The following is a 12,581-nucleotide window of genomic DNA, read 5'->3' on the forward strand; positions in this document are numbered from 1 at the left end:
TGAGCTGGGCCTTTCGGCCTCGCCCCTCGGCGTGCTCCAGACTTTAGCTGATCACCGGGGGTGCTGCGCAAGTCGGCTGCCGCGAGGGGCGGCTGAGCGGCCGTCGGCCGCTCCCCGCGGATCCGCACGCTTCCCGCAGGCCTTCCGCTCACTGCGCCTCGGCGAACGCCTCGTACACCTTCTTGGGGATCCGGCCCCGTGCGGGCACGTCCATCTTGTTCGCCTGGGCCCACGCGCGGACCGCCGCGGGATCGGGGGCGACCTCCGTCTGCCGGTACGCCCGGCCCGACCGCGACCGCTTGCGGCCGGCCGACACGTAGGGCTCGAGAGCCTTGCGCAGTTTCCTGGCATTGGCTTCGTTCAGGTCGATCTCGTACATCTTGCCGTCGACTCCGAAGGCGATCGTCTCCGCCGCTTCCGAGCCGTCGATGTCGTCAAAGAGAGTGACCACGACACGCTGCGCCACGAATATCGGTCCCTTCGTGCGGCATCTCCGCGATGACGTGCCAGGACGCCCTGAAGATGCCGACTGTTCGCCTGTAATTGGGCAAAGTATCGGCTAATGACATTTCATTTGTACAGTGCCCGGCAATGCAATGGGAAGCCCGACTAAATCTCTTGGCGTGTCCGTCGCGCAATAGCCATCCGCGTACGGCCCGGGATCTTTCCCGAAGCTTTTCGTACGGGCCTCCCCCCGATGCCGAATCGTGACAGGGCTCACGTACTTTCCTACAACGCTACACGCGTAGAATTTTTGTGCGGGTAGTCTGAAGGAACCTGCTCAGCACCACACACCGGGAGTGCCAGTGGCACGCGTCGTAGTCGACGTCATGCTCAAGCCGGAGATCCTCGACCCCCAGGGCCAGGCGGTGCAGCGCGCACTGCCGCGGCTGGGTTTCGAGGGGATCTCGGACGTACGTCAGGGAAAGCGATTCGAACTCGAAGTGGACGGACCGGTCGACGACGCCGTCCTGGCCCGCATCCACGATCTTGCGGAATCCTTCCTCGCCAACACCGTGATCGAGGACTTCACCGTCAAGGTGGAGGAAGTCGCGGAGGCCGCGAAGTGACCGCTCGTATTGGCGTCGTCACTTTCCCCGGCAGCCTCGACGACCGGGACTCGCAGCGCGCGATCCGCGTCGCCGGTGCCGAACCCGTGGCGCTCTGGCACAAGGACAAGGACCTCAAGCAGGTCGACGCCGTCGTGCTGTGCGGCGGTTTCAGTTACGGCGACTATCTGCGGGCCGGCGCCATCGCGCGCTTCTCGCCGGTGATGGACGCCGTCATCGACCAGGCGAAGGCCGGTCTGCCGGTGCTCGGGATCTGCAACGGCTTCCAGATCCTCACCGAGGCCCACCTGCTGCCCGGCGCGATGCTCGGCAACGACCACCTGCACTTCATCTGCCGCGACCAGAAGCTGCGGGTGGAGAACGCGGACACCGCCTGGACCAGCGACTACAACGCCGGCCAGGAGATCCACATCCCGCTGAAGAACATGGACGGCCGGTACGTCGCCGACCGGCGGACGCTGGACGAGCTGGAGGCCGAGGGCCGGGTCGCGTTCCGCTACCTCGACGTCAACCCGAACGGCTCGCTCAACGACATCGCCGGCATCACCAACGCGGCGGGCAACGTCGTCGGCCTGATGCCGCACCCCGAGCACGCCGTCGAGCCGCTGATCGGCACCGGCCGCACCGACGGCCTCCCGTTCTTCACCTCGATCCTCAAGAAGCTGGTCAACGCATGAGCCGGACGCCTCTGGACACGGTCGAGCACGCGGCCGCGACCCCCGACGTCGAGCTGCCCTGGGCCGAACTCGGTCTGAAGAAGGACGAGTACGAGAGGATCGTGGAGATCCTCGGCCGCCGGCCCACCGGGGCCGAGCTCGCCATGTACTCGGTGATGTGGTCCGAGCACTGCTCGTACAAGTCCTCCAAGGTCCACCTCCGCCAGTTCGGCGAGAAGGCACCCGAGTCGGACGCGATGCTCGTCGGCATCGGCGAGAACGCCGGTGTCGTCGACGTCGGCCAGGGCTACGCGGTCACCTTCAAGGTGGAGTCCCACAACCACCCGTCGTACGTGGAGCCCTACCAGGGCGCCGCGACCGGCGTCGGCGGCATCGTCCGCGACATCATCGCGATGGGCGCCCGCCCGGTCGCCGTCGTGGACCCGCTGCGCTTCGGCGCCGCCGACCACCCCGACACCAAGCGCGTCCTGCCCGGTGTCGTCGCCGGCATCGGCGGCTACGGCAACTGCCTGGGCCTGCCCAACATCGGCGGCGAGGTCGTCTTCGACGCCTGCTACCAGGGCAACCCGCTGGTCAACGCCGGTGCCATCGGCGTCATGCGGCACGAGGACATCCACCTGGCCAAGGCGTCCGGCGCCGGCAACAAGGTCATCCTGTACGGGGCCCGCACCGGCGGCGACGGCATCGGCGGCGCCTCCATCCTGGCCTCGGAGACCTTCGACGACGCCAAGCCGTCCAAGCGCCCCGCCGTCCAGGTCGGCGACCCCTTCCAGGAGAAGCTCCTCATCGAGTGCACCCTGGAGGCGTTCAAGGAGAAGCTGGTCGTCGGCATCCAGGACCTCGGCGCGGCGGGCCTGTCCTGCGCCACGTCCGAGCTGGCCTCCAACGGCTCCGGCGGCATGCGCGTCACCCTGGACGACGTACCCCTGCGCGACTCCACGCTCTCGCCCGAGGAGATCCTCATGAGCGAGTCGCAGGAGCGCATGTGCGCGGTGGTCGAGCCGGGCAAGGTCGACCGCTTCCTGGAGATCTGCGAGAAGTGGGACGTCATCGCCACCGTCATCGGTGAGGTGACCGACGGCGACCGCCTGGAGATCTACTGGCACGGCGGCAAGATCGTCGACGTGGACCCGCGCACGGTCGCGCACGAGGGCCCGGTCTACGAGCGCCCGTACGCCCGCCCGGAGTGGCAGGACGCCCTTCAGGCCGACGACGCGAACAAGCTGCCCCGCCCGGAGACCTCCGAGGAGCTGAAGGACCAGGTCCTGAAGCTGGTCGCGTCCCCGAACCAGGCGTCCAAGAAGTGGATCACGCAGCAGTACGACCACTTCGTGCAGGGCAACACCGTCCTCGCCCAGCCCGAGGACTCCGGCATGATCCGCGTCGACGAGGAGACCGGCCTCGGCGTCGCCATCGCCACGGACGGCAACGGCCGGTACGCCAAGCTCGACCCGTACACGGGCGCGCAGCTCGCCCTCGCGGAGGCGTACCGCAACGTCGCCACGACCGGTGCCAAGCCGCTCGCGGTCTCCGACTGCCTGAACTTCGGCTCGCCCGAGGACCCGGCGGTGATGTGGCAGTTCGCCGAGGCCGTGCGCGGTCTGGCGGACGGCTGCCGGCAGCTCGGCACCCCGGTGACCGGCGGCAACGTCTCGCTGTACAACCAGACCGGCGAGGCCGCCATCCACCCGACCCCGGTCGTGGCGGTGCTCGGCGTCATCGACGACGTGGCCCGCCGTACGCCGGTCGCCTTCCAGGAGGAGGGCCAGCTGCTCTACCTCCTCGGCGACACCCGCGAGGAGTTCGGCGGCTCGGCCTGGTCCCAGGTCGTCCACGACCACCTCGGCGGACTGCCCCCGAAGGTCGACCTGGAGCGCGAGCGCCTGCTCGGCGAGATCCTGATCTCCGCCTCCCGCGACGGCATGATCGACTCCGCGCACGACCTGTCCGACGGTGGTCTGGTCCAGGCGGTCGTGGAGTCGGCGCTGCTCGGGCAGAAGGGCGCGCGCCTGGTCGTTCCCGACGGCCTCGACGCCTTCACCTTCCTGTTCTCGGAGTCGGCGGGCCGCGCGGTCGTCGCCGTCCCGCGTTCGGAGGAGGTCCGCTTCAACGACATGTGCGGTGCGCGGGGCCTGCCCGCCACCCGCATCGGTGTCGTGGACGGGGACGCGGTGGAGGTCCAGGGCGAGTTCGCGCTCACCCTGGCCGAACTGCGCGAGGCCCACGAGGCCACCATCCCGGCGCTGCTGGCCTGACGGCACGGGCGTACGGACGACGGAGGTCCCGCACGGTGACGTGCGGGACCTCCACCGTGCGGGGCTGTTGACTTCGTCGGGCTACCGGAGGGGAACGGGGGAGCGGTGAAGATACCGGACCGTTTGCGTACGTCCGTGAACGTCCTGTTGTGCCTGGCCGCCGTCGTGGCGATCGGCTGGAGCGGACGGGAGATCTGGCAGGTCGTCGACGGCCGGCGGCAGATCGACGAGGCGTGCGACGGCCTCGTCCCGGCCGGCCGGGTGCTGGCCCTCTCCCCGGCGGGCGGCACCATCACCCACCGCACCTCCGACGAGGGCATGATCGACCTCGCCGACGGACCGTCGCAGGACTGCGAGATCTTCAGCAGCGAGGCCGGCGAGAAGTACGGCACGGACAGCGGGGAACGCTGGTTCTTCACCGGCGCGGTCGGCGTCCTGCCCTCCGGCACCCCCCAGGTCGCGGACGACCCGCTGGAAGACCTCCTCGACCCGTACGGCGGCCCCACCTACCCGAACCAGCCGCTCGGCGGCGGCATCGCGGGCGTCGTCACGGACTCCGGCGTCGTCGTCCAGCTGCCGTGCGCGGGGGGCGAGGCGGACGGGCGGCCCGTCAAAGCCCTGTGGGCGCGGGCCGAACTGTACGACCCGGGAGCGCCGTTCACGGAGAACGGCCAGCTCAGCGACCACGACCGGAACACGCTCGCCGAGACCGCAGTGATCACCGCCAACAACCTCGCCGGCCGGCTGGGCTGCGCCGGCCGGCTGCCCGACCCGCCCCCGGACGTCCCCGCCCTGCCCGAGGGACCCGTCCCCGCTTCCCGCGCCGAGGGCACCTGCGCCTGGTACCGCGAGGCCGGCTTCGCCCGCGACGACCGGTACCCGGACCAGGTCCTCGAGAGCCGCACGGACGACCGCGCGTGGGACGAGCGGTGCGGACTCGTGCTCAGCGAGGGCCGGGCGACCGGCCTCTACCTGTCCGAGGCCGACGACCGCGACCTGCCCGTCACCCCCGACCGCCCCGGCGAGTGGTTCGTCTCCCTGCACACCTACTCCGGCGAGGACGCGAAGAACGTCCAGCTCACCAGCACCAGCCTCGACGAGGTGCCGGAACCCGCGACCCCGGGGAGGGCCGGCCGCAGCACCGAGGACCCGATCTGGTGGGCGTCCTCCGTCTGCGCCGGACAGCCGCAGGTCCACACCATGACCCTCGGCCTCGGCTACGACCGGGTGGCCGCCCCGCAGATGGAAAAGGTCTTCCGCGCCTACGTCACCGACGTCACCGACCGCCGCCACTGCACCGGCGTCGTATTTCCGAAGACCTCGGACTTCCGCGCCCTCTAGGCTCGCCCCCATGTCCCCGGCCAAGAAGCGCACCCGCAGCTACGACCCCGCCCGTACCCGCACCGCCGTCCTCGCACAGTTCGGCCACGTACGGGCCGCCGTCCGCACGCTCACCCCCGAGCAGCTCGCGCTGCCGACCCGCCTGGGCGACTGGACGGTACGGGAACTGGTCGCGCACATCGGCATGGCGCTCACCGCAGTGCACCGCGCCCTGGACCGCCCGGCCCCGCCGAAGCAGGACGCACAGCTGGTCGAGTGGCCGTTCGCCACCGCCGGCAACGCGGCAGCGATCGCCGACTTCACCCGCGGGCTCGCCGCCGACCACCCCGACCTCGACGCCTACCTCGCCGACATCGACCAGAGCCTGCGCGCCCTGCTCGCCGAGCACCCCGGCGGCCGGCTGCTGGAGACCAACGCCGGCGCCCTGCCCCTGGACGACTACCTGGTCACCCGCACCGTCGAACTCGTCGTCCACACCGACGACCTCAACGCCGCCGTTCCCGGCCTCGACGTGCCCGTCGACCGGCAGGCCCTGGCCGCCGCCACCCGGCTGCTCGCCGACGCGCTCGCCGCGAAGGCGCCCGGCGGTACCACGGAGGTGCGGATCCCGCCGTACGCCGTCGTGCAGTGCGTCGAGGGGCCCCGGCACACCCGCGGCACCCCGCCCAACGTCGTCGAGACCGACCCGCTGACCTGGGTGCGGCTGGCGGCCGGGCGGATCGGATGGAAGGACGCGCTCGGCGAGGCCGCGGTCAGCGCGAGCGGGGAGCGGGCCGACCTCGGGGGACTGCTGCCGCTGATGTCCTGAGACGGGGCGCGCAACCGGAGCCCGCCGAGGGGAACCGATCCTTCCCCGGGCCCGTCGAATCGGCATGTACAGGCAGAAGCAGCGCATGACCCTGACCGTGGCGGCCGTCGCCGCGCTCGTGCCGCTCGCGGCGGCCTGCGGCAACGAGAGGGCGGACGGAAGCAGCGGCTCCGTCGGCGCGGCCGGGACGAGCGTCACCGGTGTCCACTGGAGCGTCGACAGCGTCACCGTCGACGGCACGACCCACCGGGCGCCGGAGGGCGCGCACGTCCGCATCGACGGAGGCCGGGCCGAGGGCAGCTTCGGCTGCAACGGCTTCAGCGCCCGGGCCGACGTCGACGGCGACCGCATCCGGCTCAGCGACACCGCGGCGACCGAGATGGCCTGCGAGAAGGTGCCCGTGGACTTCGAGGAGAACCTCGCCCGCACCCTCACCGACGGCACCCTGACCACGCAGGGCAAGGGAGACCGTCTGACGCTCACCGCCGCCGACGGCGACACCGTCCGGCTCAGCAGGCAGCGGGACACGGACCTGTACGGCACGAAGTGGACCGTCACGGCCCCCGACACGGCAGGCCGCGCGCACCTCACCTTCGACCGGGACAAGGGCACAGTCTCCGGCCGCCTCGGCTGCAACCACGTCACCGCCGAGGCCACGGTCCGCGACGGCCATATCACCCTCGGCGCTCCGGCCACCACCCGAATGATGTGCGAAGACTCACTCATGGACACGGAGAAGCGGCTGCTGCGTCTCTTCGAGGGCCGGACCGACTATCGAATCGATCAGCGAACCCTCACGCTGACCAGCGCAAACGGCACCGTGGTCCGAGCCGTCGCCAACCGGTGATCCCCACGTGACCCGCTGTACCCAATTCGGACCAGTGGTCGACCTCGCCTACACTCGGAGGCGTGCCACGTGGTGACGGTCGACTCAATCACGATCTGCTTCCCGGCGAGAAGGGCCCCCAGGACGCTTGCGGCGTCTTCGGTGTCTGGGCTCCGGGCGAAGAGGTCGCAAAGCTCACGTACTTCGGGCTCTACGCCCTCCAGCATCGGGGTCAGGAATCCGCGGGAATCGCGGTCAGCAACGGCTCCCAGATCCTCGTCTTCAAGGACATGGGCCTGGTCTCCCAGGTCTTCGACGAAACCTCGCTCGGTTCGCTCCAGGGTCACATCGCGGTCGGACACGCCCGCTACTCGACCACCGGTGCCTCCGTGTGGGAGAACGCCCAGCCGACGTTCCGTGCGACCGCGCAGGGTTCCATCGCGCTCGGCCACAACGGCAACCTCGTCAACACCGCCCAGCTCGCGGAGATGGTCGCCGACCTGCCCAAGCAGGACGGCCGCTCCACCCGCGTCGCGGCGACCAACGACACCGACCTCGTCACGGCCCTGCTCGCCGGGCAGGTCGACGACGACGGCAAGCCGCTGACCATCGAGGAGGCGGCCGGCAAGGTGCTGCCCCAGGTGCGCGGCGCCTTCTCCCTCGTCTTCATGGACGAGCACACCCTGTACGCCGCCCGTGACCCGCAGGGCATCCGCCCGCTGGTGCTCGGCCGGCTGGAGCGCGGCTGGGTCGTCGCCTCCGAGTCCGCCGCGCTGGACATCTGCGGCGCCAGCTTCGTCCGCGAGATCGAGCCGGGCGAGTTCGTCGCCATCGACGAGAACGGCCTGCGTACTTCGCGATTCGCTGAAGCGAAGCCCAAGGGCTGTGTCTTCGAGTACGTGTACCTGGCCCGCCCGGACACCGACATCGCCGGCCGCAACGTCTACCTCTCCCGGGTCGAGATGGGCCGCCGGCTCGCCAAGGAGGCCCCCGCCGAGGCCGACCTGGTCATAGCGACCCCGGAATCCGGCACCCCGGCCGCCATCGGTTACGCCGAGGCCAGCGGCATCCCCTTCGGCAACGGCCTGGTGAAGAACGCCTACGTCGGCCGCACCTTCATCCAGCCCTCGCAGACCATCCGCCAGCTCGGCATCCGCCTGAAGCTGAACCCCCTGAAGGAAGTCATCAAGGGCAAGCGGCTGGTCGTCGTGGACGACTCCATCGTCCGCGGCAACACCCAGCGGGCCCTGGTCCGCATGCTCCGCGAGGCCGGCGCCGCCGAGGTCCACATCCGGATCTCGTCCCCGCCCGTGAAGTGGCCCTGCTTCTTCGGCATCGACTTCGCCACCCGCGCCGAGCTCATCGCCAACGGCATGAGCATCGACGAGATCGGCACGTCCCTCGGCGCCGACTCCCTGGCGTACATCTCCATCGACGGCATGATCGAGGCGACCACCATCGCCAAGCCGAACCTGTGCCGCGCCTGCTTCGACGGCGAGTACCCGATGGAGCTCCCCGACCCCGAGCTGCTCGGCAAGCAGCTCCTGGAGACCGAGCTGGCCGCCGGGCCCGCCTCCACGGCCGCCGCCGACGCCATCCGTCGCCCGTAGCCGTCCGCAATACCTGCCGTACGACACAAAGGTTCTCATCGTCATGCCTGACACAACTGGTGCCAGCTACGCAGCCGCGGGCGTCGACATCGAGGCGGGCGACCGCGCCGTCGAACTGATGAAGGAGTGGGTGAAGAAGACCCAGCGCCCCGAGGTCCTCGGCGGCCTCGGCGGCTTCGCCGGTCTCTTCGACGCCTCCGCCCTGAAGAACTACGAGCGTCCCCTGCTCGCCTCCGCCACGGACGGCGTCGGCACCAAGGTCGACATCGCCCGCCGGCTCGGCGTCTACGACACCATCGGCCACGACCTGGTCGCCATGGTCATGGACGACATCGTGGTGTGCGGCGCCGAGCCGCTGTTCATGACCGACTACATCTGCGTCGGCAAGGTCCACCCCGAGCGCGTCGCCGCGATCGTCAAGGGCATCGCCGAGGGCTGTGTACTGGCCGGCTGCGCCCTGGTGGGCGGTGAGACGGCCGAGCACCCGGGCCTGCTCGGCGAGGACGACTTCGACGTCGCCGGGGCCGGTACGGGCGTCGTGGAGGCCGACCGGCTGCTCGGCGCGGATCGCATCCGCAAGGGTGACGCGGTCGTCGCCATGGCCGCCTCCGGCCTTCACTCGAACGGGTACTCGCTCGTCCGCCACGTGCTGCTGAACGAGGGCGGTCTCGCCCTGGACGCGCACATCGACGACCTCGGCCGCACCCTCGGCGAGGAGCTGCTGGAGCCGACGAAGATCTACTCGCTGGACTGCCTGGCCCTCACCCGCACCACCGAGGTCCACGCCTTCAGCCACGTCACCGGCGGCGGGCTCGCCGCCAACCTCGCCCGCGTGATCCCCGACGGGCTGCACGCGGTCGTGGACCGCTCCACCTGGACGCCCGCCCCGATCTTCGACCTCGTCGGAAGGACCGGGCAGGTCGAGCGCCTGGAGCTGGAGAAGACCCTCAACATGGGCGTCGGCATGATCGCGATCCTGCCCGAGGAGTCGACGGACGTGGCCCTGGCGACCCTGGCCGACCGCGGCGTGGACGCCTGGGTGGCCGGCGAGATCACCGACCGCGGCGACCACGAGACCGGCGCCGCCCTCGTCGGCGACTACGCCGGCTGAGACGAAGCGGGTAGCACAAGACCCGGTCGGTGACGTGAGTCACCGACCGGGCAAGTGATCAGTGCAAGGTCAAGCGCCGCGACGCTGCTGCGAGGACTGGTCGTCCTCGTCCTCGTCGTCGTCCTCGTAGAGGTCGGCGTACTTTGCGTACAGGTCGTCGTCCTGCTCATCGTCCTCGAAACGGTCGCCGTTAGGCGACGGATTCGACGTCGATGCGCCCAGCTCCTCGGCCAGGCGTGAGAGGTCCGTCCCACCGCTGTTGTACTTCAGCTGGCGGGCGACCTTCGTCTGCTTGGCCTTGGCCCGGCCGCGCCCCATGGCTCGACCCCCTCAACGACGGGGCTCGACGGCCCCAGAGTCTTGACACGCGTTCATGGTCCGGAACGGGCTCTCCGTGGAGAGACCGGTCCGTAGGGCTTCCACGGTACCTGAGCCCACGCCCATACGGTACGTCGCCCGCAGGACGTGGCCACGCCCAGGACCTTCGAGGCGCCCCGTCCTCGCTGGTCAACGGCGATTTTAACCACCTTTCGACGGTCGACCCGCCGGTGGAAGTGAGAGTTCTCTCTAACTGCCCACCGGCGGGTACCGGTCAAACATTCGAGAACGGGTCCCGGATCACCGCCTCGCGCGCGCGTCCGCCATCCGCTGCTCGGCGATCCGGTCGGCCGCGGCGGCCGGCGGAATACCGTCCTCCTTCGCACGTGCGAATATGGCGAGCGTGGTGTCGTAGATCTTCGACGCCTTCGCCTTGCACCGCTCGAAGTCGAAGCCGTGCAGCTCGTCGGCGACCTGGATGACGCCGCCGGCGTTCACCACGTAGTCCGGGGCGTAGAGGATCCCGCGGTCGGCGAGGTCCTTCTCGACGCCGGGGTGGGCGAGCTGGTTGTTGGCCGCCCCGCAGACCACCTTGGCGGTCAGCACCGGCACGGTGTCGTCGTCCAGCGCGCCGCCGAGCGCGCACGGCGCGTAGACGTCCAGCCCGTCGACGCGGATCAGCTCGTCGGTGTCCCGGACCGCCAGGACGTTCGGGTGGCGCTCGGTGATGCGCCGTACGGCGTCCTCGCGCACGTCGGTGACGAAGACCTCGGCGCCCTCCGCCACCAGGTGGTCCACCAGGTGGTGGCCGACCTTGCCGACACCGGCGACGCCGACGCGGCGGGCCCGCAGCGTCGGGTCGCCCCACAGGTGCTGGGCGGAGGCCCGCATGCCCTGGTAGACGCCGTAGGCGGTGAGGACGGAGGAGTCGCCGGCGCCGCCGTTCTCGGGGGAGCGCCCGGTCGTCCAGCGGCACTCGCGCGCCACGACGTCCATGTCGGCGACGTACGTGCCGACGTCGCAGGCGGTGACGTACCGGCCGCCGAGCGAGGCGACGAACCGGCCGTAGGCGAGCAGCAGCTCCTCGGTCTTGATCTGCTCCGGGTCGCCGATGATCACAGCCTTGCCGCCGCCGTGCTCGAGGCCGGCCATGGCGTTCTTGTACGACATTCCGCGGGCGAGGTTCAGCGCGTCGGCCACGGCCTCCGCCTCGTTCGCGTACGGGTAGAAGCGCGTCCCGCCGAGCGCGGGGCCCAGCGCGGTGGAGTGGATGGCGATGACGGCCTTCAGACCGCTGGCACGGTCCTGGCAGAGCACGACTTGCTCATGACCCCCCTGATCCGAGTGGAACAGGGTGTGCAGTACATCAGCAGGCGCGCCGGTTACATCGGTCACGGTGGTGACTCCTGAGTAAGTAGCGGCGGGTGGTGGGGGCTCCCGTGTGGGTGGCGGGAGCCGTGGCATGAGATTAGAGCCTGGTGCCGCCCGAGCGCCGCACAGTGCCGAGGATCACCTCCGCACGGAGTACGGCCGTGCGACGATTTGCTGAGATTCCCGCGCGTTCGAGAACGGGCCGCGCAGGTTTTCGCGGCGGTGCGCGGGGGAGGGAGCAGGCGTGCCCAAGGTGTCCTCGGTGATCGTCCCCTACGCGGCGTACCTGCGCGTGTACGAGCCGCTGGCCGCCTTCCCGGAGCCGGAGCGGAGCCACTGGACGCGCTACGCGCGCCGCACCGACCTGCCGTCGTACCAGGACGAACTCCGCCGCTCCCTGGCCGACCTGCTGCCCACCCCGCCCGTCCCGGTCCCCGTGCACGAGAGCGGCGACGCCTTCGTGACGGAGGTGGACGGCGTGGTGTGCGTGTGCCCGTGGCGCACCCGGCTGCGCGGCTGGCAGGCCCTCGGGGAGCTGGCCGAGGACTTCCCGGAACCGGTCCTGGACGCGCTGCTGCCCCCGGTGGTCCGGCGCCAGTCCGCGCAGGACTACGAACGCTGGCTGGAGCGCAACCCCGACGCCCGTCCGTGGATCCGCACGGCCACCTGGCAGGTGCCGATCAACTGGTTCGTCCTCGTCTCCGACGAGGAGCGGGAGTACGACAAGGGCGGCGACGGCGCCGGGACGGGGGCGCCGGTACTGCGCTACCGGACGCCGATGGTCCAGGCCCGGCGCCGGGTGGCCCGGGGCCTGCGGGCCCTGAAGGAGGCCATGGACGAGGGGCCGCTGATCGACGGCCTGGTGGACGTGGGGCGCTGGCTGGAGGAGTTCCACCCCCGGTCGCTGGTGGAGCTGGACTACGGCGGGCTGGTGCACGCCCTGCCGGCCGGCGAACTGGAGGACGACCACTCCGCGGCGGACGTCGCCGAGGGGATCGAGGCGCTGCGCCAGGGCGACGGGGAGTCGGCCGGGGCGGCCTACGGGCGGCTCGTCGAGCGGTGGCGCTCGGTGCGGGACCGCCGGTCGGCGAACTGACGTTTGACGCGACGCCCGTTTTGGGGTTTCGTCTCTCGCTCCGGGACTCGCCCGGTGTGCGCTGACACTTCGTCAACAGAGGACGTAAGTCCCGATCC

12 protein-coding genes are annotated in these 12,581 nt (G+C 70.6%); 9 read left to right on the forward strand and 3 right to left on the reverse strand.

Translation table 11 applies throughout. The annotated features are described in order from the left end of the window. Nucleotides 1–148 precede the first annotated feature (148 nt). On the reverse strand, nucleotides 149–466 hold the full coding sequence (locus IE260_RS07535; RefSeq protein ID WP_188184373.1) for a histone-like nucleoid-structuring protein Lsr2: 318 nt from the start codon (nucleotides 464–466) through the stop codon (nucleotides 149–151). A 340-nt stretch (nucleotides 467–806) separates the two neighbouring features. Between IE260_RS07535 and purS the strand changes: the two genes are divergently transcribed. From purS to purM, 8 genes are all read left to right on the forward strand, one after another. After that, nucleotides 807–1,070 (forward strand): phosphoribosylformylglycinamidine synthase subunit PurS, encoded by a 264-nt coding sequence (gene purS / locus IE260_RS07540; protein WP_189869677.1) that lies wholly within the window; start codon nucleotides 807–809, stop codon nucleotides 1,068–1,070. After that, nucleotides 1,067–1,747, forward strand: a complete 681-nt coding sequence (gene purQ, locus IE260_RS07545; protein WP_189869678.1) for a phosphoribosylformylglycinamidine synthase subunit PurQ — start codon at nucleotides 1,067–1,069, stop codon at nucleotides 1,745–1,747. Before purS ends, purQ begins: the two co-directional genes overlap by 4 nt. Then, nucleotides 1,744–4,002 (forward strand): phosphoribosylformylglycinamidine synthase subunit PurL, encoded by a 2,259-nt coding sequence (gene purL / locus IE260_RS07550; RefSeq protein ID WP_189869679.1) that lies wholly within the window; start codon nucleotides 1,744–1,746, stop codon nucleotides 4,000–4,002. Before purQ ends, purL begins: the two co-directional genes overlap by 4 nt. Nucleotides 4,003–4,137: 135 nt before the next feature. Further along, nucleotides 4,138–5,343, forward strand: a complete 1,206-nt coding sequence (locus tag IE260_RS07555; protein ID WP_229880496.1) for a hypothetical protein — start codon at nucleotides 4,138–4,140, stop codon at nucleotides 5,341–5,343. Between the two features lie 10 nt (nucleotides 5,344–5,353). Next, nucleotides 5,354–6,151, forward strand: coding sequence for a maleylpyruvate isomerase family mycothiol-dependent enzyme (locus IE260_RS07560; RefSeq protein WP_189869680.1), 798 nt, complete (start codon nucleotides 5,354–5,356; stop codon nucleotides 6,149–6,151). 64 nt (nucleotides 6,152–6,215) lie between these two features. Beyond that, a complete protein-coding gene (locus IE260_RS07565; protein WP_189869681.1) occupies nucleotides 6,216–6,998 on the forward strand; it encodes an META domain-containing protein in 783 nt (260 codons plus the stop codon). A 62-nt stretch (nucleotides 6,999–7,060) separates the two neighbouring features. Further along, complete coding sequence (gene purF / locus IE260_RS07570; protein ID WP_189869682.1) at nucleotides 7,061–8,587, forward strand: amidophosphoribosyltransferase; 1,527 nt, start codon at nucleotides 7,061–7,063, stop codon at nucleotides 8,585–8,587. A 43-nt stretch (nucleotides 8,588–8,630) separates the two neighbouring features. Continuing rightward, the gene (purM, locus tag IE260_RS07575) at nucleotides 8,631–9,698 is read left to right on the forward strand and encodes a phosphoribosylformylglycinamidine cyclo-ligase (RefSeq protein ID WP_189869683.1); all 1,068 of its coding nucleotides are present in this window, start codon (nucleotides 8,631–8,633) and stop codon (nucleotides 9,696–9,698) included. 69 nt (nucleotides 9,699–9,767) lie between these two features. Here purM and IE260_RS07580 read toward each other — a convergent pair whose 3' ends face one another. After that, entirely contained in the window at nucleotides 9,768–10,016 is a 249-nt protein-coding gene (locus IE260_RS07580) for a DUF3073 domain-containing protein (RefSeq protein WP_188184366.1), read from the reverse strand. Nucleotides 10,017–10,316: 300 nt separating this feature from the next. Next, nucleotides 10,317–11,411 carry a Leu/Phe/Val dehydrogenase gene (locus IE260_RS07585; protein WP_189869684.1) on the reverse strand — a complete coding sequence of 365 codons (1,095 nt, stop codon included), beginning with the start codon at nucleotides 11,409–11,411 and terminating at the stop codon, nucleotides 10,317–10,319. A 220-nt stretch (nucleotides 11,412–11,631) separates the two neighbouring features. Between IE260_RS07585 and IE260_RS07590 the strand changes: the two genes are divergently transcribed. Then, entirely contained in the window at nucleotides 11,632–12,483 is an 852-nt protein-coding gene (locus tag IE260_RS07590; RefSeq protein ID WP_189869685.1) for a DUF8083 family protein, read from the forward strand. Nucleotides 12,484–12,581 lie beyond the last annotated feature (98 nt).

Origin of the sequence: Streptomyces viridiviolaceus (genome assembly GCF_014650995.1) — a bacterium.
Classification (GTDB): domain Bacteria; phylum Actinomycetota; class Actinomycetes; order Streptomycetales; family Streptomycetaceae; genus Streptomyces; species Streptomyces viridiviolaceus.

Excerpts from the sequence above, each read along its gene's own strand:
- purL (WP_189869679.1), top strand. The coding sequence starts at position 1,744 with ATGAGCCGGACGCCTCTGGACACGGTCGAGCACGCGGCCGCGACCCCC.
- IE260_RS07560 (WP_189869680.1), top strand. The coding sequence starts at position 5,354 with ATGTCCCCGGCCAAGAAGCGCACCCGCAGCTACGACCCCGCCCGTACC.
- IE260_RS07565 (WP_189869681.1), top strand. The coding sequence starts at position 6,216 with ATGTACAGGCAGAAGCAGCGCATGACCCTGACCGTGGCGGCCGTCGCC.
- purM (WP_189869683.1), top strand. The coding sequence starts at position 8,631 with ATGCCTGACACAACTGGTGCCAGCTACGCAGCCGCGGGCGTCGACATC.
- IE260_RS07580 (WP_188184366.1), bottom strand. The coding sequence starts at position 10,016 with ATGGGGCGCGGCCGGGCCAAGGCCAAGCAGACGAAGGTCGCCCGCCAG.